This is a genomic window from Paenibacillus sp. TY11, from assembly GCF_059772165.1.
The window spans coordinates 140,382-158,845 of record NZ_JCBAIQ010000008.1 but is presented as its reverse complement, the minus strand read 5'-3'; the positions used below and the strand labels follow the sequence as shown (position 1 = coordinate 158,845).

The 18,464-nt window shown below is 47.3% G+C and carries 29 protein-coding genes, 1 tRNA gene and 1 pseudogene; 5 read left to right on the top strand and 26 right to left on the bottom strand.

The annotated features are described in order from the left end of the window. Positions 1–149 precede the first annotated feature (149 nt). The 22 genes from AC6EJC_RS11195 to AC6EJC_RS11090 all read right to left on the bottom strand — a co-directional run bounded on the left by AC6EJC_RS11195 (position 150) and on the right by AC6EJC_RS11090 (position 12,772). A tRNA-Pro gene (locus tag AC6EJC_RS11195) sits at positions 150–223 on the bottom strand. An 851-nt stretch (positions 224–1,074) separates the two neighbouring features. Next, positions 1,075–1,527 carry a phBC6A51 family helix-turn-helix protein gene (locus AC6EJC_RS11190; RefSeq protein ID WP_444954030.1) on the bottom strand — a complete coding sequence of 151 codons (453 nt, stop codon included), beginning with the start codon at positions 1,525–1,527 and terminating at the stop codon, positions 1,075–1,077. Beyond that, a complete protein-coding gene (locus AC6EJC_RS11185) occupies positions 1,524–2,027 on the bottom strand; it encodes a hypothetical protein (RefSeq protein WP_444954029.1) in 504 nt (167 codons plus the stop codon). The genes AC6EJC_RS11190 and AC6EJC_RS11185 overlap by 4 nt, the downstream gene beginning before the upstream one ends. Positions 2,028–2,079: 52 nt before the next feature. After that, positions 2,080–2,535, bottom strand: a complete 456-nt coding sequence (locus AC6EJC_RS11180) for a DUF2577 domain-containing protein (RefSeq protein ID WP_444954028.1) — start codon at positions 2,533–2,535, stop codon at positions 2,080–2,082. A gap of 18 nt (positions 2,536–2,553) precedes the next feature. After that, entirely contained in the window at positions 2,554–4,557 is a 2,004-nt protein-coding gene (locus tag AC6EJC_RS11175) for a phage tail tape measure protein (protein WP_444954027.1), read from the bottom strand. A 75-nt stretch (positions 4,558–4,632) separates the two neighbouring features. Continuing rightward, positions 4,633–4,977, bottom strand: coding sequence for a hypothetical protein (locus tag AC6EJC_RS11170; RefSeq protein ID WP_444954026.1), 345 nt, complete (start codon positions 4,975–4,977; stop codon positions 4,633–4,635). Between the two features lie 174 nt (positions 4,978–5,151). Further along, entirely contained in the window at positions 5,152–5,526 is a 375-nt protein-coding gene (locus tag AC6EJC_RS11165; protein ID WP_444954025.1) for a phage tail assembly chaperone, read from the bottom strand. A gap of 205 nt (positions 5,527–5,731) precedes the next feature. After that, positions 5,732–5,932: a phage scaffolding protein gene (locus tag AC6EJC_RS11160; RefSeq protein ID WP_264453569.1), complete on the bottom strand. Its 201-nt coding sequence runs from the start codon at positions 5,930–5,932 to the stop codon at positions 5,732–5,734. A 59-nt stretch (positions 5,933–5,991) separates the two neighbouring features. Continuing rightward, positions 5,992–6,873, bottom strand: coding sequence for a hypothetical protein (locus AC6EJC_RS11155; RefSeq protein WP_444954024.1), 882 nt, complete (start codon positions 6,871–6,873; stop codon positions 5,992–5,994). Positions 6,874–6,892: 19 nt separating this feature from the next. Beyond that, complete coding sequence (locus AC6EJC_RS11150; protein WP_444954023.1) at positions 6,893–7,213, bottom strand: cold-shock protein; 321 nt, start codon at positions 7,211–7,213, stop codon at positions 6,893–6,895. After that, positions 7,210–7,488, bottom strand: coding sequence for a hypothetical protein (locus AC6EJC_RS11145; protein ID WP_444954022.1), 279 nt, complete (start codon positions 7,486–7,488; stop codon positions 7,210–7,212). The genes AC6EJC_RS11150 and AC6EJC_RS11145 overlap by 4 nt, the downstream gene beginning before the upstream one ends. Then, the gene (locus AC6EJC_RS11140) at positions 7,485–7,634 is read right to left on the bottom strand and encodes a hypothetical protein (RefSeq protein ID WP_444954021.1); all 150 of its coding nucleotides are present in this window, start codon (positions 7,632–7,634) and stop codon (positions 7,485–7,487) included. Before AC6EJC_RS11140 ends, AC6EJC_RS11145 begins: the two co-directional genes overlap by 4 nt. A 5-nt stretch (positions 7,635–7,639) precedes the next feature. Further along, positions 7,640–7,804 carry a hypothetical protein gene (locus AC6EJC_RS11135; RefSeq protein ID WP_444954020.1) on the bottom strand — a complete coding sequence of 55 codons (165 nt, stop codon included), beginning with the start codon at positions 7,802–7,804 and terminating at the stop codon, positions 7,640–7,642. 152 nt (positions 7,805–7,956) lie between these two features. Beyond that, complete coding sequence (locus AC6EJC_RS11130) at positions 7,957–8,169, bottom strand: hypothetical protein (RefSeq protein WP_444954019.1); 213 nt, start codon at positions 8,167–8,169, stop codon at positions 7,957–7,959. Between the two features lie 68 nt (positions 8,170–8,237). Beyond that, a complete protein-coding gene (locus tag AC6EJC_RS11125; RefSeq protein WP_444954018.1) occupies positions 8,238–9,173 on the bottom strand; it encodes a hypothetical protein in 936 nt (311 codons plus the stop codon). A gap of 412 nt (positions 9,174–9,585) precedes the next feature. Next, entirely contained in the window at positions 9,586–9,822 is a 237-nt protein-coding gene (locus AC6EJC_RS11120) for a helix-turn-helix domain-containing protein (protein ID WP_444954017.1), read from the bottom strand. A gap of 596 nt (positions 9,823–10,418) precedes the next feature. Next, complete coding sequence (locus tag AC6EJC_RS11115) at positions 10,419–10,928, bottom strand: CGNR zinc finger domain-containing protein (RefSeq protein WP_340858387.1); 510 nt, start codon at positions 10,926–10,928, stop codon at positions 10,419–10,421. Positions 10,929–11,410: 482 nt separating this feature from the next. Further along, positions 11,411–11,779 carry a hypothetical protein gene (locus AC6EJC_RS11110; protein WP_444954016.1) on the bottom strand — a complete coding sequence of 123 codons (369 nt, stop codon included), beginning with the start codon at positions 11,777–11,779 and terminating at the stop codon, positions 11,411–11,413. Beyond that, positions 11,769–11,936 (bottom strand): hypothetical protein, encoded by a 168-nt coding sequence (locus AC6EJC_RS11105; RefSeq protein WP_444954015.1) that lies wholly within the window; start codon positions 11,934–11,936, stop codon positions 11,769–11,771. Before AC6EJC_RS11105 ends, AC6EJC_RS11110 begins: the two co-directional genes overlap by 11 nt. A 50-nt stretch (positions 11,937–11,986) precedes the next feature. After that, the gene (locus AC6EJC_RS11100; RefSeq protein ID WP_444954014.1) at positions 11,987–12,190 is read right to left on the bottom strand and encodes a hypothetical protein; all 204 of its coding nucleotides are present in this window, start codon (positions 12,188–12,190) and stop codon (positions 11,987–11,989) included. Further along, positions 12,190–12,318, bottom strand: a complete 129-nt coding sequence (locus tag AC6EJC_RS11095; protein ID WP_444954013.1) for a hypothetical protein — start codon at positions 12,316–12,318, stop codon at positions 12,190–12,192. The genes AC6EJC_RS11100 and AC6EJC_RS11095 overlap by 1 nt, the downstream gene beginning before the upstream one ends. Next, entirely contained in the window at positions 12,284–12,772 is a 489-nt protein-coding gene (locus AC6EJC_RS11090) for a hypothetical protein (protein ID WP_444954012.1), read from the bottom strand. Before AC6EJC_RS11090 ends, AC6EJC_RS11095 begins: the two co-directional genes overlap by 35 nt. A gap of 192 nt (positions 12,773–12,964) precedes the next feature. On the opposite strand from AC6EJC_RS11090, the gene AC6EJC_RS11085 reads away from it, so the two are divergent. Beyond that, on the top strand, positions 12,965–13,201 hold the full coding sequence (locus AC6EJC_RS11085; protein WP_340858384.1) for a helix-turn-helix domain-containing protein: 237 nt from the start codon (positions 12,965–12,967) through the stop codon (positions 13,199–13,201). A 324-nt stretch (positions 13,202–13,525) separates the two neighbouring features. Then, complete coding sequence (locus tag AC6EJC_RS11080; protein ID WP_444954011.1) at positions 13,526–14,302, top strand: hypothetical protein; 777 nt, start codon at positions 13,526–13,528, stop codon at positions 14,300–14,302. A gap of 144 nt (positions 14,303–14,446) precedes the next feature. Here AC6EJC_RS11080 and AC6EJC_RS11075 read toward each other — a convergent pair whose 3' ends face one another. From AC6EJC_RS11075 to AC6EJC_RS11065, 3 genes are all read right to left on the bottom strand, one after another. After that, complete coding sequence (locus tag AC6EJC_RS11075) at positions 14,447–14,650, bottom strand: hypothetical protein (RefSeq protein ID WP_340858381.1); 204 nt, start codon at positions 14,648–14,650, stop codon at positions 14,447–14,449. Positions 14,651–14,654: 4 nt separating this feature from the next. Next, positions 14,655–14,921 (bottom strand): hypothetical protein, encoded by a 267-nt coding sequence (locus AC6EJC_RS11070; protein ID WP_444954010.1) that lies wholly within the window; start codon positions 14,919–14,921, stop codon positions 14,655–14,657. Between the two features lie 482 nt (positions 14,922–15,403). After that, positions 15,404–16,435: a tyrosine-type recombinase/integrase gene (locus AC6EJC_RS11065; RefSeq protein WP_444954009.1), complete on the bottom strand. Its 1,032-nt coding sequence runs from the start codon at positions 16,433–16,435 to the stop codon at positions 15,404–15,406. A 358-nt stretch (positions 16,436–16,793) separates the two neighbouring features. On the opposite strand from AC6EJC_RS11065, the gene AC6EJC_RS11060 reads away from it, so the two are divergent. Then, positions 16,794–17,099: a hypothetical protein gene (locus AC6EJC_RS11060; protein WP_444954008.1), complete on the top strand. Its 306-nt coding sequence runs from the start codon at positions 16,794–16,796 to the stop codon at positions 17,097–17,099. A 41-nt stretch (positions 17,100–17,140) separates the two neighbouring features. Here AC6EJC_RS11060 and AC6EJC_RS11055 read toward each other — a convergent pair. After that, a pseudogene (locus AC6EJC_RS11055) lies at positions 17,141–17,544 on the bottom strand (hypothetical protein). Between the two features lie 270 nt (positions 17,545–17,814). On the opposite strand from AC6EJC_RS11055, the gene AC6EJC_RS11050 reads away from it, so the two are divergent. Together AC6EJC_RS11050 and AC6EJC_RS11045 are read left to right on the top strand one after the other, a co-directional pair. Beyond that, positions 17,815–18,027: a helix-turn-helix domain-containing protein gene (locus AC6EJC_RS11050; protein ID WP_442435494.1), complete on the top strand. Its 213-nt coding sequence runs from the start codon at positions 17,815–17,817 to the stop codon at positions 18,025–18,027. A 206-nt stretch (positions 18,028–18,233) separates the two neighbouring features. Next, a complete protein-coding gene (locus AC6EJC_RS11045; protein WP_010349271.1) occupies positions 18,234–18,455 on the top strand; it encodes a helix-turn-helix domain-containing protein in 222 nt (73 codons plus the stop codon). Positions 18,456–18,464 lie beyond the last annotated feature (9 nt).

Below are 18,464 nucleotides of genomic sequence, written 5' to 3'. Positions count from 1 at the left end.
CCCCTCAAATGCTCGACAAGTACATACATTAGTTGCATACGACTAGCTCTTCAAAACCCAGTAGAGACAAAGACCGATAGGGTAAGTAATATTCAAAAAAAACGCCCGGCAGACGCATTAGCTGCATCAGCAGGACATTTTGATTGAAATCGGAGTAGCGGGATTCGAACCCACGACCTCACCCACCCCAAGGGTGCGCGCTACCTGACTGCGCTATACCCCGATAACTGAAAACGCGAAAACCCGCGCCACTATGCGTTTCTTACGGACTATTTGTACGGTCGTCCAGCGTTCGTCTTACGGATAATTACCGCATATATCCATATTATAGCGGATAGGCGCGCACCCTTGCAAGAATTATGCGCGCACACCTGCATTGTAAAATCCGATAGCTACGCGGGTTTATCACACAGGAGGCACCGCGCACACTTGCTAAAATTTAACCGTATAAACGAAGAAAAAGCGCCCGCCCACGGATCACTACCGTAGACGAGCGCTTTATAATTTTCGGAAGTTAATTTTTGATACGCCGAAATTTCGTACACCAGATTCCGGGCCGTCGCGCAGGGCCCTTGGGGGTACGGCCCTCGCAATCTCTACGCAAAAATACGCTTATTCATTCGCTTTTGATAGCGTAAATAAGCGTTGTTTTCGATCGGACACGCGCGACCATACGTACCACCCGGCCGCTTTTTATGCAGCGTATATTCACGGACATGTGCACAAAATCCATATTATGCGAATATGTCTGCGCTCGGAACCCGCGCCGTTATGCGGTTGATACTACGCTGCATAAATGTACCCTATGCACTGTATATACATTACCAGCGTATAATCCGTATAAATCCCGTAGCTACGCGGCTTTGCGCCCTATCCGGCTGCCTACCCGCTGGTAACGTATGCAGTGAAATACGCTGGTTTCCACGCCCGTTATACACTGCGTATGCAGCCGGAATGTGTAGCGTAAATCCGCTACTGCGGAAACCTCGCGCCAGCCAACCCCCGAGTTACAAGGCGGGTACGCGTCGGGAGCTTCGTGTAGGTAAAACGGGCTATATGTCCGGAATCGTCGGACTATCCCGCGAGCATTCGGTCCAACTCTTCGATGTCTTTGCGGATAGCTTCGTCCGATCTACGTTTGTTCTCGACCTCTTCACGCATATCGACAACCTCCGTCCGATCCGTTAGCAGCCCGTATCTACGCATGAACAAATCGATTGCCTTTACGGAAGGCATACCGTTATTTCCGCCCATAATCGCTTTCATTAACTGAGTGTACACGGTCGACCGCATCGAATCAAGTTGGCGCTCGGCCAGGTAGTTAACGTAGGCAGCGAACGTCGTCTGCGCTTTCCACTCGTATAGTGTTGAGCGCGCTATGCCGAGTTCGTCCGCAAGCTCCTGCATTGTACGCTTCTTTCCAACGTCGGAAAGTAGTTCGCCCCACTCGTTGGATACGAGTAATTGCGCGGCTCGTTGCTGCTGCGGTGTAAGCTGTTCCTCCAGTCGTATACGCTGTGAACTCATTCGGACTCCTCCTCTATACGCTTCCTCACATCAGCTATTGCGGCTTGAAACGTTTCCTCATCACTAAATGCTCCCGCCTTTTTCATTGTGTCCCTACTCGTCAACCACTTAAGCGCAATATGAAGACTCCGCACTTGAGCGTTAACATCGAGTGTATCCAGCTTATCTTCGTCTATTGCGTTGTTTACGCGGTTAATAACTCCGAGAGATAGCTCAACGCCCAAGCCCGGTACGCCACAAAGCCTCTCCTCCGCGTGTTTCAGCAGCCTCGCATACTCAACGTATTGGGAAAGTCTATCCGTATCAATACGTGAAACCTCGCCCTCGGCCAGTATTCGGGCATATTTAACTACGATCGCGGTAAACGGTTTGAGTCGACCGATTATAGCGAGCGCCAGCGGAGTGCTGACGAACTTAGGAACAGGCTTCGGGTACGGGTCTAGTCCTTGATCAATGCGAATTTGGCGTAACCGCTCAGTTAAACGTGCGACGTCAATCAATTCAATCGTCTCCCTTTCGTAAGTAAAAGAGCGAGCCGCAGCCCGCCCGTTATTAAATCCGATCCAACACGATATAACGCTGTCCCGCGCCAAACGACGCAACGGCCACGCGATCGCCCGCCTTCAGCGTGTCATGAAACGTAATCTCGAACTCTCCGGACGTGAATGATCCGAAGTTGAATACGTCGCTGAATGCTTTCGAATTAACAGGCGCAGACGATTCCGTTTCCTTCGTTACGCGCGTATAGCGGTTGAGTTCGAGTGTAGTCGGTGACAGCGACCCCGCGGAGCTTTTAACGGACACCTTCCGGGTGTGTTCACGCAAGTGCTCCGGAACAATTACATCGTCTCCGTCGAGTTCGATCTTCATATTATCGACTTGAACGCGGAGAGCTGGCGGAGGGGCGATGATCGTCGCGTATTCGATATCGACCTCTACGTTGTGTCCGAGCTGTTTAATCACGTCGCGGAACTGTGACACGCCGCTACCTTCGATTAATTTAATCACTGAATTGTTCTCCTTTCGTTAGATAGCGAGACGACGCGCCAACATACTTGCGAACCGTTCAACGTCCATGTCGTTAGTGATCGTGACGTTCTGTATGATGATCGATGGAGCGTTACCGCTTTTGCCGCGTTGTTGATCACGCCATTCGGACGCCTCATGCTTCGTTAAGACCGCCTCATCACGGTGAAGTGTAGCGGGATAACCGTTCATAGGTACCCGGTCAAGTCCGCCCGCGTGCTTATTGCCAAGCTTTTTCCGCCGCTCCGCGTTATGTGCCGCCAACTGGTCGTCTGGAACACCGCCCATCCATGTAGGCAAGTGCTTATTCGTCCAGTCAAAGAATCCATTCACAGCGTCGCTCGATCCAAGAGACTTCGCTCCCTGACCAATGTAAACATTAGATGCACCGCCGCCTGCTCCTATTGCAGCCCCCGCGAGTGCACCACCAGGACCAAATAAACCTCCGACTATTGCCCCGCCACCACCGTTAAGCACCGCACTAGCGATAGGGTCATTAGCGATCGCTTTCTGTATCCCGTCAATTAATCCAGACCCAAGTTTTAGCCCGACACTCACAAACGTTGGTACGGCTGCTTCGAGAGACGATGCCATGAACTGAACGACCTGTGCTGTCAATTTCTCTACAGCGTCTCGCCCCCCACCATTCCACCAATTGGAGAACGCCTTTTCTATCTTTCCAAAGGCGAACGCGACTTTACTTTTAATGTCTGGAAGCTTGTTGAACTCCGGATTATTGATAAAATGCGTCTTGAGGTACGCCTTAGACGTATCAACCGCTCGCTGCATGGCCGCCGTGATTCGCGGTGTGTACTTAACGACGAAATCCGCAGCAGCTTGCGCGAGTTTCTTCAAAATCGGCATCGTCGGAAGCAACGCGGAAATCTGCAACGTTTCGATTGCGCCCTGGAACTGTTCGACCGCACCCGCTGCGTTATCCATCTTCTTGGTTGCGACTTGTAATGCGGTGACATTCGCCATCTCTTGTTGGAATTTCTTAACGCCGGCCGCGCCCTCTTTGAATAGATAGTTACCCGCACGAATCGCATCGGACCCGAACATATCATACATGTAGGTTTGACGTTGTTCAGCGGTTAATTTACTGAACCGATTTCTCAGCAAATCCGCTACTTGCGCTAGGTCTTTAATCTCGCCCTTATTATCGTAGAAAGCGGAATGAATCAGGTTGCTCGCTGTCAGGAACTTTTTCGTTTCCTTTGCCGACTTAGCCGTCCCAACCTTGAGTCCCGTCTGAGCTGCGACGTATTTCTCGATGTCCTTCGTAACCGCCTGTACAGACATTCCCGTAGATTTGATTCCCTTTTTGGACATAAACGCCAGAGCATCCGTAGTATTAACAGTCAGTAAGTTGAAGTCCTCGAACAAGCCGTATGCCTTATCAGTCATGGGAGTCAGGTTCGATAGCATCGTCTTCAGCGATGTACCTGCGGATGCCCCTTTCAGACCGTTATTCGCAAACAAACCGAGCGCCGTATTCGTATCTCTAAACGACATACCAACACCGTCAGCTACGGAGCCAACCTCAGCTAGGGAATAGCGTAAATCGTGTACGTCCGTAGCTGACGCATTCGCAGTACCCGCCAAGATATCCGCAGCCTGCGCCGCAGTTAAGCCGTCTTTCTTAAACGAGTTAAGCGCAGTCGACATGATTTCCGCAGATTCCGCTAGGCCAAGTCCGCCAGCCGTCGCAAGGTTGAGCGCTGCATTAAGACCGCCCGCTTGGACTTGCGCGGTAGACATGCCCGCCTTTAAAAGCTCCTCGATCCCTTGCGCAGCTTCGAGCGCACTATATTTCGTTAAAGCGCCTTGTTGGAGCGCAAGCTGCTGCATGGCCTTCGTTTGCGCGTCCGTTGCTCCGGTTAACGCCTGAATCGTGGACATTTGCGACTCGAAATCCATCGCTTTTTTAACGGAATCCGCCGCGAACGCAATCCCCGTAGTCGCAACACCAATCCCCGTTGCTGCTACGCCAAACTTCGTCATATTACCGAATGCCTTACGTAGCGGGCGGCTTAGATCATCGACTAGACGTAAATGTCCTATAAGATCGAATGAAATTTAAATCGCCGTCCTTTCGATCGCACGCACCAGGAGTTCCAACGCCTTGTAAACGGCCATTGCCGGCTCTATTACGTTCTTTCCAATCCGGACAGCTTCGTCTACGTCGTCGATCGCGTGAAGTAGTTTCTTCATGCGGAAGCCCGTCGCTTGTACACGCGCCATGTCTGAAGCTTCAAATTTTGCGGCCACTTCGTTCCATATCGCTACCTGCTCAGGAAAGCTATCTGCGAAATCATACGAACCGGGACGCTTGTGCGTTAAGACCGATTCAATCAACCGAATTACGGGCGTTACGCGCTCCATATCTGCGAGAACGCTGTCCGGTAGTTTAGACTTGCTCATTCGTATTCCCCCTTTATCTTTGTTGCGCCGCCTTTGCCTCCCGTTCAAACTGGAGCATCATCGACGCGTACATAAACATCCGATGCCTTCGTTCCTTGGCGTAAACTTCGTCGGGCGGGATGCCGTGGCGCTGAAAGATTTCATGAAGCAATACAGACTCCCCGCCCGACTTGATTAGTTTTTTGCTTCGTCAATCAGCTTCGCATCGTCCACGAACCCGGACAGTCTCAGCAACGCTTGTACGATGCGGGATTGCTCACCGGGCAACAACGCCTTTTTAACGACATCGGCTGCGTCAGATGCTTCGTAGTGATCTCTCACCCCCTTATCGTTAAGGTCCGGGTCAGCTACGGCTTTTGCGATAAGCAACCGGTTGAATAGCGACTCGTCGACACTGCCGTCCTTGCCCGTGGTTGCCTGTGCGCGAGCCTTTTCGAGCGTGTCTTCATCCAGCGCCTTGACGATGAAGTCCGTACCCAAGCGTGGAATATACACGCCTTCCTGTAGGTCTGTAGTGGCTCCGAGTAACGCTTCAAGTCTGCTTGTCATATAATCAGCCTCCATATGTGTTGTTTTAAAGGAAATTAAAAAGAGGCTCCCGAAGGACCTCCATGTTATCGATATAAAGCGTTAAGACGTTGACGCACGTTTAATTCTCGTGTAAAGGGCGAGATTATCAATCGAACTATTCTGGCGTGTGAGGCGTTCTACGTCGTCTAGGTCTTTTTGTGTAATCGTATCGCCGGTTGCCTACTTATAAGTACCAACTGCCAATAGCTTTCGGCTTCACTGGCTCTACTGGTGCAAATAAATAACCACTCCTAGTCCTAAGTGTTTCAATCGCGTCATCAACTCCCCACACCTTGCCGTTATCGTCAATGGATACGCCGGACAAGTCCGCCAGTGTGTACGCGGCGTCGAGTGCATCCGGAAGCACGCCAGCATTTCTTGACACGACCAGAAACTCCGCCCGGACAAGGCGTTTATTTGCGGTCTCTAAAACACCATCGCTCATTACTCCGCCGCCTTTCCGGTCCTAACGCTTAACGTTGGGTTCTCGTCGTCTTTATAAATCCAAGCTCGGTCTTCCGCAGTTTGACGGACACGGTCGCCTTCCTCATCTACAAATGGTTCCGGCATATGTTCCGGATGTTTAACAAAAAATGAGTCCGTATCGTTGATATAGCGCGCATAATCCGCCCCGAATGTTTCTTCTGCCGCGCTGTTTACGATAACGCTACGGTGAATGCGTGAATCCTCAACGAGCATTTGCGCAATCTCAAGGACTTCACTGGCCCCGCGAAAATCCTCGCTTTGAAACGGCTTCATCAAACCGTCGTACATCTCGCCGAGTTCTCTACGGACGGAAGTCGTTACCGCCGCAGCGCCAGTGCCTTTTTGGGAGTTACCGTCCCCTGGAGTAGCGAGGACTTTCGTTGTGAGCTCCGCAAAGTCGTCCCGAACAAGCTTCGCAAGGTACGGGTCATCCAACTTTTCGATGAAGCCGCGCAGCTTATCAAACGCCGACTTCTGCGACGTGGCGAACATTAATTCCGTTTTCAGTGACCGGAAAGCGTCCTCAAATCGGCCGAGTTTCGTCGCATCCGGCTTTCTCGGTGGCGTGTAAATCACCTTTTCGGCTTCCTGGATTGTCTTTTTGATGTCTGCGACGTACTTTTGTCTCATCGTGTGTGTTTTTTGCAAGAATTCAATCGCATGCTTTTGTTTAGCTTGGGCTTTGACCTCCTGCTTGCCCTCTTCGGTGAGGCGGCGGTCCGATTCTATCTGTGAAATTTCAGCGGAGAGTTTCCTTTTATATTCCAGCATCATACCAGTTGAGGATTGTTCAATTTCGCGTGCTCTCTGTAAACTTGCCTTTGCTTTTGCGTAACTCATTTTCATTTCCCCTTTTAGTTTAGTTTGCTTGTACGTCCTTCGCCGCAGGCTTGCCTTCTCTGCCCTCCGTTAGCACGTAACTCACGCGCAAGCCGATCGGCACCTCTGCCGTATCAAACGATTCGCAGTCCGCTATGTGGAAGAATACACGGTTATCGCCGGACGAGATGAACCCGTAACCCCGATCGCTAAAGTACGAAACTACACCGGATTTACGCTTTACTCTCGTCGGCTTATCCGACTCCTTCCGACTGATACCGAGTGACGGGCCGATGCTGGCGATCTCGTCGCCGGTACCGCCGCCGCCTGTCCACGTTTTTGAGTTAATGAATTTGCTCACGCTGATTCCTCCCCTTCAAAATCTTTAACAAACTGGTCCACCGCTCCATTGACGTTTGACACCACGGCAACCGGATAATTCCCGAAAAGGTGACGCCGGTCTTGTACCTCGAAGTACCCGGACCATAGCGCATCAACGGCGCTTTCAAATGGCGTCTTCTCTGCATCAACAGGCCAAGTCCCTGTCAGTGTATCAATGCCGGACGCGTCGTAAATTTTAACGATATCCTGGCCGCCCTCTTGCTTATGGATAACTTGCGTACATTGGTCGCTCATTTCCGTTTCCCCCTTCGTCTACGTTTCCGTTCCTCTTCCGCGATCATAGGCGCAGCGAATCGAATCCACGCGCGGGATACGGAGTCACCGAATGTAACATTTATCCCGTCAGCGAACGTTACAACTGTGTAATACTGCGGATTCACGTTTACTACCTCCTCGCTACATGTGTACTTAAATACCGACATTGTACGGAATCATCGCCGCGCCAGGCTTTACACCGCTTATCCGCTTTTGACATCGCGTGAAGCAATACGCAGCTCGAATCCGGCTTGTAATACGGACAATATGTAGCCGCATCCTCTCGATCACTCACTAGCTCACCTCCCGCTAAAACCGTGCATAATTCGTACTCATTTCCGTGTTTTCGCTTGATTTCAGACGCGCAAAAATAAGCCGAGGGTCACAGTTCCTCCGCTTGTCTAATACGCTAATACCACGCTAATTCAACGTATAGGGTACTCGCCGTCATGCGCTGATTTGGCAATTTAACAGCCGCTTGATTGACCGTTTCCGCGCTTCCGGTACACGATACTGAATCGCGATTAACTTGCCGAATCGGAAATACTCGGCCATGATGTGAAAATCCGTATAGCTACGCTTGATCTTCGCCATAACGGTAGCATCCTCTGTGTAAGCTGCGAGGTTGTCCGAATCGATCCGCCATATCTTGTTACCCACGTAAGGCCCTCCTTTTGGGTACGACAAATAAGCCGCCTCGAAATTCGGGCCGCCTTGGTGATGCTTTTTTAATTGAAGAGAACTTTAATCGCTGCCAGCTTTTCCGCTGACCCTGCGAAGACAACTCGCGGATTAACTATAACCCGGCGCTTCCGTTTATCATGGACGTCGGGCACGAGCAGGAAAACGTTCTTGCCGTTGAGCTTAACCGCGTCGAGTGCTTTGCGAAGTTTCTGCGCGTCCTTATACCCAAGTAATGCCGCGAGTCTCTCGACGTCCATCGGTTGCAGCCGGTCTTCCTGCGTCTCTTCCGGATTAAAACATACGATGTTTGTATTGAAGTTGATAAACGGAAGCACCGCGTAGAGGATCGCTAATTGTTTGACTTCACGGCCTTTTCCGTAAGTCTCATACAAGCCGCGTACAGTATTGCGGAACATACAGATATAGCGGTACTCGGAAAGATCGTATGTGTTCTCTTTCTTGATCTCGCCGCGATAGAATATTGACGGGTTCATGTATAAGTCTCCGGTTTCCTCGTCCTCCGAGATGATTGATTCCGCGACCAGCTTCCTATACAATTCTGAGCAGCTAGTACGGTGCATGCCGAGGAGATCGGCAAGGCCGGCGCGTTTAATGGGCCGCCCGTTGTCGTGCTGGAGCCTGCCGCCGTCGTAGCTCGTATAAGTCCCGAGGAACATTACACGGGCATAATCGGATTGACTAAGCAACGGAAACCGCTCGACAAATGTTTCGCAGCCTTTAAAGAGCGCGAACACAAAACCGCCGTGCTCCTCCGCCCATTGGCCGAGTACTGTGACGTTGCGCGCCCCACGTGCCTGCGCCTCAGTTGTCCGGATGACTGTGTCAATCGTAGAGGAAAGTCCAGCTTCTGCTAGCAGTTTATCGGCACGCTCCTGCGCTACGATCGCAGCCCCCTTCGTCTTTTGCGGTAGGTTTCTCCAAACTCGATTGGCACGTGATCTTTTATCAGAATTGCTCATGTTACCCCTCCCTAGTGAAAAATACCCAGCTTTTCGACTACAAAATCGGCCAGATACCCAGCTTTTCGACTACATAACTTTTTGGTGAGTAGAGGCTAAAACCCCACGTCTGGCGCGGCTTTCCTCAGTTTTTATCGACTTTTCGGAGATTCTATCCCTATAGTAAGTCTTATACTTTTTTTCTTCTTGGACGCGCAGAATACATGTGAACATACCATAACACCATGCTGCCGCCTCCCTTTGGTCGTTGCCTCACCGCACCCAAAAGATGGCACGGTGAAAATATATCTCTACCATAATCTTTCTTGCGCTTAGAATATGTACAGACGTCCCGGTAGGGGCGGATGTCCGCAGGAGCGTAGCGACGCGGAAGGTAAAGCGTATGAACACGCCATATCTACCGTTGTAGCGTCTACTTTCCCGGTAGTAACGTATCCCGGTATATCTCGATTAGGCGCGTTAATTTATCTGGCGTAAGTTTGAGTTCTCTTTCGAGCATATCCGCCCTGACTTTCGGTAGGTTACGGGCTCCGTTCTCGACGTAGGACACGAAACGCCCGCTCACGCCCATCAACGCGCCTAATTCTTCGTATGAGAGTCGATAGACTGCGCGGATAATACCGATGTTGCTTTCGTTAACGACCGCCATTGTAAACACCTCCCTTTGCGTTCTGATTCTTGAACTAGCTACGTAAATAAAAAGATCGCCGTCATGTCGTCAGGCAATCGACACGAGAGCGATTCTACTTCCTCATAACATGTAGATAACTAAACGGGCAAAATATACGGTCTAAACGGAGGAATTTACGCAGTCCTCTCATACACGTATGTAACTGAGCAGGCAAAATGCAGGTATAGAACGTAAAAAACATGTTCAAATCTTCCTCATAACGTATAGCCACAAAATCACGAAAAATGTAGGGTAAAACGAAGGAAATTACGTTACGCAGTCCTCTCATATACGTTGGTAACTGAGCAGGTAAAAAACAACCATACTACTATCGTAGAAATAACGTAAGGGTGTGCTGGAGTGTACCCGCAACGTTCTACTTCCTCATAACGTATAGCCGCAAAACAACGTAAAAAACAACCTAAAACGGAGGAAATTACAGTGCCCTTTCATATACGCAGGTAACTAAGCTGCTAAAATATAGGTAAAAACAAAAGAATTTTCGTATATTTTCCGGCCTATACTATATAGGCGCTTTCTCCGCTTTGTTTATGTCACTATCTACTCAAAGTCAGCTAATTGCCGAAAAAACTTTCGCCAGGTATATAACCGTAGTCTTCATAGAATCCGTTATACCTATAAGTGTCAGTATCGAGATTGTGAATCTTCCTATTATATTCCCGCCGCTTACGGTCTGCGTCGTGCCTCATTTGGCAAACTGATTTAACGGTCCCATCTTCGTATTCATCGGAACGACGCTCATTAGCGGCATAGTTATACCGAGTATACGGGTGCCAGTGGCAGTAGGACATACGCCCGTTTCGCGACACGTCGTAAAAAGGACGGCCGCATTCCGGATGCGTGCACTCTTTAACTTTATGTAGTTTGAACTGAATATCTCGCCACGTAGCGCCGAAAGGCTTGCCCGCCTCGGTTATTAATGAGCGGAAGTATGACAATTCTTCACGCCTTGTCCCTTCTAGGATTAAGCGAAACTCTTCCGTTCTCCAGCGATAGTCCTCAGCTTCAAAGTGCCGCAGGAGACGCATATATACTTCGATTTTTTGCCGATGCGTCAGTTTCACAGTTAACCCCCTCCTAATTAATATGTTTCCAGAATAGCTGCTTTCGAACATACAAGCGAGTCTTTCTAAAGAATTTTTAATAAAAATGGAACCTACGTTCGTGTCCTGCGTATTAATCTGATATAACAAGCAGACGACCGGTGCCTGAACCGGATTTACCAGCCGATCGTCCGAGGATGAAAAATCTATATTAACTACGCCTGCCTGACGGATATTGCCGTATCCGGACGTAGGAATTATTGAAGCTGGCCGGTAGTTGGGACGTTGGCGCGTCCTTTCACTACCGACCGAAGTTTACCGAGCAATTGGCGTTACTCAGCGATTGTTCCCTCCGATTGGCGTCGGAAAGTACGGATTTGAAACGTTTAGCCGCCAATGTTGGCGCAAGGGCAGCCGGATAATACACGCGCGTCTCCTCCCCATTTAAGTAGACGGAACGATTGGCGTCGAACCGTTTGCGTTTAGGTTCATCGGAGTGCGCGTTATCCCTTCTTCTTAACGAGATTGAGACCGAGATCACCACGATCATCGAGCCATAGCAATTCGTCGATTAGAAGCGTCAAACCGTCAATTGCCCGGAGTCGATCGAGCGTTTCCATGACTACTTCCAATAAGTCGCGCTGAACGTTATTCGCGAGTTGAAGACCGCCCGAGTCACCGTCGATAAATAAGTGCGTGTGCTCCGGATGGTCGACTTTGCGGACGTGACGAAGCCATAAAGTACCGTTCTCAAGGTGGAGAAAGTAGTGATCCGCGTACAAAACGCCCTCTACGACTTCATACATATGCGGCAGGTCGTAAGGTCCGTAAGCAAGCGCCGCCCGTTCCAATACGGTTGACTTAGTTTCCATACTTATCGACTCCTTCATATTTAAATCCGATCGGTTTCATATCGGCGGCTGTGACGTTGTGGCCGGTATCATTCGCGTCTTGAACCGCCTGCTCAATCGCAAGAGGCCGCAGTTCATCCTTCGTAAGCTGACGCGGCGAATACACCGGAAAGGTCATGCGGATGTCGCCGAAATCGACTACGCATCTGTAACAGTGCTCGGCCGCCATTAAGAAACGCCTCCATTCGGAAATACGTTGTTAAACGCTGTATCTAGTTCTTTTAACGTCTCAATTCGTTCGGCATCGGTGAAGTGCGGACTCCCTAATACGTTGCCGACCGCAAGTATATAGAAACGGAATGCGATCATTAACGCCTCGCCCGTCGTTTCGGAACCAAGCCGATAATCCGTGAATATTTCCAAGTAAGACATTACGTCAACACCTCTCGCGCAATCAGTACGATAGCATAGATGAATTTTAGGACTACGACGATACGCTTGCGATTTTTACGTGATAATACGATGTTACGCGTAGCTGGCGAATTTACTGTAACGTTCAATCTGGACGCCTCCCTTCCCGACAATGAATCCGAGTTCCTTCATTACATCCATTGACAACGTTAAGCTACCGAGCGACGACCGACGACTGACTCCCGTTAATTTCCAAAACGCTCGCGGCTGTATTACGAGTTCCTGACGTGTACCGACGTACCGAATTATGTAGTTACCCGTGATCGGATCGAGTACGTAGCGGACTTGAGCCGGCGTAACTAGCGGACGAACAACACGGAAGACTTCGCGTTTCATTTCTGCGTCTAATTCAAAGCCGAGTTCGACGAGTTGTGCCGGAGTAGCTTCGACATTATCACCGTAGAGAAACGGATTAGCTTGCGGTATAATAGTGAAGAATAATTCCGATGTAACGCGGAGTTCTTGGCGAGTGCGGCCACTTCCGACCGTGAGGATGACGTTACTTTCGCGACGATTACGGATGAAACCTAACGTGATTGACATATGATTCGCCTCCAAGCGGGATATATAGGATGAGTTGCGTTGACGCTTCGGAACAGTACGTTGTTGCTCGGATAAAGATGAAACTTTATATTAACTCAAAACGTTAATAACCTGATACGATAATAACTCTTTGAGTTAATATAGTCAACCCTTTTTATAATAAAATAAAATTAATAATAAGGAGGATCGCGAATGATTCGTTTTACACTTGAAGAGATGCTCAAGAAAAGAGAAATGAGTATGTATGCACTGTCTAAAAGTTCAGGGATTCGTCCTAACACCATAAGCCAATGGGTAACAAACGAGGGCGTTGACGTAAAGTCTATAACTATCGAGACTCTCGATAGAGTCTGTTCTGTATTAGACTGTCAGCCAGGGGATTTAATTAAATACATAACGAATGCCAAAGAAAGTACCGATAAAAAATAAAAGGATCGCAATAACTGACGGTCCTTTTCCGTACAATAACCATCATTCACCTTAGACCAACCTTACCTATTCGTTGGTGCTATATCGGCCTAATTCCACGGCAAAACAACGCTAAAGAGTTGCGCATATAGACGGGAATAACATACGTCCGCTAACAATGAATACCCGCCTTTTGCGACAGCCATTCCACGGACGAAGATAAACGTCTAGTAGGGTCGACACTAAAGGGTGAGTCGTGTAGTAGTAAACTGCGGAAGGAGAGCGGAACAGCAACTTATGTGTGATGGCTGTGTTCGTGCGGAATTTAGAAAAGGAGGGTTAAAAATGGGAGAAAACAAGGAACATGAAGAACCGAAAATAACAACTATAGAAGAAGGGGAAAAGCAGGTCGAACTAATACTTGAACCTCACCTGAAACCTTATATAACTGGTAATATAATGGCCTGTGAAGTAATATCCGTAGCTATTAATATACTGCCGACATTGAATTTACGTGATGTCAGCAGTTCATTAAAAGCTACCACTTCTCTGCTTATAAAAAATGTAAACGATCTACGAACAATGCGTATCTTAGCAGCCAAAGGTTACTCAACTCAAACTGCCACTATTGCATCCTCTTTATATGAGTCATCTTACATGCTCGCTTACATAGCTGGTGATGAAGAATTAGCAAATCAGTGGATCGAGCATACTGACCCCAGAAATTTGCCGACCGGCATTAAAAAATTTACCGAAGAGGCCCTTAAAAAGCAGGTCGATGATTATGAGCAAATTGCAAGACAAGAATACCACAAGTATCACCAACTCTGCATGGCTAAGCACAGTAATCCATTAATACAAAAGAACCACGGATTCCTTATTGAAGAAAGTAATGTTATCGCTGAATTTGGTCCTGAGATAGGTGAGCATTCTATTCGTCTTAGTTGTTTCGCTCTAGAGAACTCAATTTCATTTGTAATGACGGGGTTAGTTGCATATATAAATGCCCACCTCATTAATTATGATATCTCGCCCTTACAAGAAAAATTAAACCAGTTATCATCATACTTTAATCAGCTTCAGAATGAGTCCTATAAAAAATGGGCACAACAATCCGAATAATTTTACGCGAAAATAGCGCAAGCCCCTCCGTTTGGGATTTGCGCTATTTTCGCGTAAAATTAGGTTTTCTATTTGTGACTCTTATGTATGTATTCGTGATGCTTGAACAACGATTATACGCAATGAAAAACACGATAAAACTAGTTAGTTTATCGTTACATTAAATACGATCCCATAACGTAATAGTCCGTACAGAAACCACAGGATGATGCCTCCGATTATCAAACCGGAAATTAATCTCGCAACTTGTTTATCTACCGGAAACATGTCCCAAAAGCTCGGGTCATCGTCTTCCTCTTCGACTATTTTCTTTGACTCGGTTTCTTTCATATTAGTTTCTTGTAGCACTTAATCACCCCTTGGTAATAGCATAAAGACCGCCCAGCACCCCGAGCACGCCACAAGCAATCGCCGCGATCATAATTACCGGCCCTTGTATATCGCGGCCTTCAACTTTTTTCGTAAGGAATCCGAGAATGACCGCGATCGGAGACGTAACCACGGGAAGCCACAACAATGAGAGTACAACAAACGTCCATCCGAGGAACGCGAGCGCGCTTCCCTTCCGTTGTTCTTGCCCTTCCATTGGCTTGTCGTTCTTTACGATACCGTTAATCAACCGAATCCCCTCCGTCATCTCACGTTTACCTAAATAATACCATCGGACTAGGGCGCTGTCACTACGGATAGCGAAAACACATCTATATACATTCCGTAATTATTCCATTCTTTCATCAGCCCATCCGAAATAATTACATCAATTGCTTGTTATACGAAATTTTTTATCGCATATAAACAAATATAATAATATATTGCCTATAGTCAATTCTTATTGTATAATAAAACAAAAGATCGCTACAGAAATATAGCGACCTTTGCCTCTACTTTTTAATTTTGGTAGATAATTTAACATAAATTGCAGTTAGAAGCATGAGGCTCAAAACCTCGTATAAATTCGCATACATTTAACAACCTCCTTCTAGGTAGGTTTATTTTTGCTTATCATACCTCTCTTGATTGTATACCATACTACTAACTAGCGCTAGCACTTTTTTGTTCATAAAACGCCCACCTCCGAAGAGATGAGCGTTTTTCCTGTCTTCACCGTTTGCGCGGCTTCTGCAACGGGCCTACTATGTTATTCATGGGCGTAAATTGTTCGTGTTTTTCCTTTACGGACTTGGTCGATAGATGCGTGTATTTCGACACCATACGCAGGTCCGAGTGACCCATAATCTCCGCAAGATACCGCTCGGAGCCCCCGTTCTCAAGAAACATCGTCGCGCTCGTGTGACGAAATAAATGCGGATGAACGCGTAAATTGAGACCCGCCGCCTTCACATATCCTTTTAATCGGTCACGGAAGCGATCGTCACGTACCGGTCCTCCATAGTTTGTAAGGAACACGTATTCCGACTCGAACTCCTCACATTCACGAAGTAGTTCACGTAACAAACGGGCAGTACGCTGCTGTATCGGAACAGCCCGCCCCCGCCGAGACTTCGTTATGGCTTCGCTGAGGTAGATCAGTCCGTCGTCCAAATCGAGATTTTCCCGGCGGAGTGACAGCGCCTCATTGATACGCATAAACGAGTCAACAAGTACGTTCATGATCACGTAATCACGGAAGCCGGCGTAAGTCTTCTGATTAGGCTGCGAGAGGAGACTCTTTATGTCCTCAACGCTCATAATCTGTATCTTCTTTTCAGGCTCCTTCACCTTCCGAACCTTGGCCGATGGATCACGGTCTATGTAGCCTTCGTCCTCCAAGAATCGGAACATCGTTTTTAACGACTTTATTTTCGTGTTCACCGTAACCGGCGATAACCCCACCGTCATGTTCCGCTCGTGTTTGTGCGGATGGCCGTCAAATTTCCGCTTACTGTGCAGTAAGTACGCCACGTATGAACGTAACAGTTCCGTCGTCACGGCCGTTATTGAGTGTTCGATACTGTTTTCGTCTAAGTAATCGCAAAGATAACGATAACTTTCCCGATACATTTCCAGTGTACGCGGTGATCTCCCCTCCGCAACTTTTGCGTTACAGAAGATATCGAACAGTTCGTCAAGCGACCGCCCTGCTCCCTTCGTCTTTCTATCGTTTTTATAACGTTTTCCCGTCCGGTTATCCAAGCCAAAAAGCGCCTCCCCTATCGTTAATTACACGATAGATTAGCCGCAGACACCTCGCTCGACTAGGCGCGCACACATGCGCCTATTTCCGCCTCGTCCAACGCTCGTCAAACGTTGATACAGCGCGGTTTTACCGTACAATTCCGAAATTCCAGACCCCAAGGGTGCGCGCTACCTGACTGCGCTATACCCCGATAACCCAGTGTATGTAGATCGATGCTGTTATTTACCATTATATTCTGGTCATAAAATCCTGTAAAGGGATTATTTTCTCATTGTTCCGTTGCATTTTTAAGTTGTTTTCATTATCGTAGATACAAAAGTTAAGAGGTCAAAAACGAGATCATAGGAGCTAACCATGCAAAGCAAAAAAGTGCTTATACCCGTTGCATTACTTCTTTTAATACAGCTAAGTGTTCCTATCTGCTATACCTTTGCACAGGATAACCTTGTCATAGATCATGAAACGAAAGAGAGATTCAAAGAACAATATGGCTTGGATGAACCGGAATCTCCTTCATCAAAGCAGCAGCAAAACATATTATTCGGAGGTGATTTTGGATTTACTCCCTCTGTTGATGCTGTTGTGGTGGAATTGACCATATTGATTCGGTATCCGCTCATTTCCATCAGTCAACAACTGGTACATTCACTGAAATCATAATTTTTTTCTACAAGTTCCATGATATAGAGCATAAGAATCATTTATTTCGTAGCAAGTTGTCTGCCACTTAGGGTCACTTCATCCTTCTTATTGAAAAGGTTTAATTCAATGGGTCCCCTACCATGCAGCCACAGCAGTTCATCGAATAAAAATGTCAGTCCATCCTTGGCGCGTAAGCGTTCGATGATCTCCGTGACAACTTGCATAACTTCCTCTTGTACACCCCCTGCCAGTTGCAAGCCTCCGCTCTCTCCATCCAGATAAAGATGCGTATGATATGATTGCTCCACCTTCTTCACATGGCGCAGACACAGTATGCCATTTTCGAGGTAAAAGAAGTATTGATGGTCATACAGAATCCCCTCGCATATCTCATACATATGAGGTAAATATACGGCCCTTGAACCATGGATACCCGTTCCAATCCCATTACCGATTCTGTCATATATCCTCGCTCCATTCCTTTGTTCAAAGTTTCTTATTTGCCAATATACTTTCTTCTACAGGTAGTTTTTCAAACTAGGTGGTTGAACGATAATTAATTGCTAATTGTAAAACGTTTTGGTACGATAAGCATATTACTACGACGTTCACAAATAACATTTCAATAAACTAAATGAACATTACAGTGTTATTTTTATTGCTTTCAGAATACATCGTCAATACTTTGATGTTGTTTTTTAACACTATAGAATGGATTTAGCTGGAGGAAAATATGATAAAGATTCATCTTTCCCGTATTATGGGCGAAAAACGAATAAATATTGCCGAGCTTTCCCGCATGACTGGATTACATAGAAACGGAATCACCAAACTTTACAACGAAGAAACAGACGGTGTGAAATTTGATACGCTAGATAAAATCTGTAAAGCTCTAGACTGCCATGTTCAAGATGTTATCGAGTATGTAGAGGATGATGCAGACTAGATCCCTTCCGTTTATTTCCCTCTCCTCACGCATTTGTTTAGGATTATCAAAATAGTAACTGTTGCTAATTTTAAAACATTTTGATACTATGAAGGCATTAAATTAGTTTACTTATAATCTTGTTAACTAGATTACTTATTTACAAATATACACTTCTATCCTATACACGTCAACTAGTTTACTTGATTACTTTTGGAGGAATTGTTGTGATTAGATTTTCTCTTGATAAAATTATGAAGGACCGTGGTCTCGAACAGAAAGATATTGTTTCTATTACGGGAATTAATAGGAATACGGTTAAAGCTTTGGCCTCCAACGCAAACGCCCGAATTGACTTTCCAACCTTGAACACACTTTGTAGAACCCTTGGCGTACTCCCTGGTGAACTGATCGAATACTTGCCAGAAGACGACGAAGAGAGCCGTTAACATGCTTAA

Coding starts and splice junctions, on each gene's coding strand:
- AC6EJC_RS11190 (WP_444954030.1), bottom strand. CDS start 1,527: ATGAGTTCACAGCGTATACGACTGGAGGAACAGCTTACACCGCAGCAG.
- AC6EJC_RS11175 (WP_444954027.1), bottom strand. CDS start 4,557: ATGACGAAGTTTGGCGTAGCAGCAACGGGGATTGGTGTTGCGACTACG.
- AC6EJC_RS11170 (WP_444954026.1), bottom strand. CDS start 4,977: ATGAGCAAGTCTAAACTACCGGACAGCGTTCTCGCAGATATGGAGCGC.
- AC6EJC_RS11165 (WP_444954025.1), bottom strand. CDS start 5,526: ATGACAAGCAGACTTGAAGCGTTACTCGGAGCCACTACAGACCTACAG.
- AC6EJC_RS11155 (WP_444954024.1), bottom strand. CDS start 6,873: ATGAGTTACGCAAAAGCAAAGGCAAGTTTACAGAGAGCACGCGAAATT.
- AC6EJC_RS11145 (WP_444954022.1), bottom strand. CDS start 7,488: ATGAGCGACCAATGTACGCAAGTTATCCATAAGCAAGAGGGCGGCCAG.
- AC6EJC_RS11125 (WP_444954018.1), bottom strand. CDS start 9,173: ATGAGCAATTCTGATAAAAGATCACGTGCCAATCGAGTTTGGAGAAAC.
- AC6EJC_RS11120 (WP_444954017.1), bottom strand. CDS start 9,822: ATGGCGGTCGTTAACGAAAGCAACATCGGTATTATCCGCGCAGTCTAT.
- AC6EJC_RS11110 (WP_444954016.1), bottom strand. CDS start 11,779: ATGGAAACTAAGTCAACCGTATTGGAACGGGCGGCGCTTGCTTACGGA.
- AC6EJC_RS11105 (WP_444954015.1), bottom strand. CDS start 11,936: ATGACCTTTCCGGTGTATTCGCCGCGTCAGCTTACGAAGGATGAACTG.
- AC6EJC_RS11100 (WP_444954014.1), bottom strand. CDS start 12,190: ATGTCTTACTTGGAAATATTCACGGATTATCGGCTTGGTTCCGAAACG.
- AC6EJC_RS11090 (WP_444954012.1), bottom strand. CDS start 12,772: ATGTCAATCACGTTAGGTTTCATCCGTAATCGTCGCGAAAGTAACGTC.
- AC6EJC_RS11085 (WP_340858384.1), top strand. CDS start 12,965: ATGATTCGTTTTACACTTGAAGAGATGCTCAAGAAAAGAGAAATGAGT.
- AC6EJC_RS11080 (WP_444954011.1), top strand. CDS start 13,526: ATGGGAGAAAACAAGGAACATGAAGAACCGAAAATAACAACTATAGAA.
- AC6EJC_RS11060 (WP_444954008.1), top strand. CDS start 16,794: ATGCAAAGCAAAAAAGTGCTTATACCCGTTGCATTACTTCTTTTAATA.
- AC6EJC_RS11050 (WP_442435494.1), top strand. CDS start 17,815: ATGATAAAGATTCATCTTTCCCGTATTATGGGCGAAAAACGAATAAAT.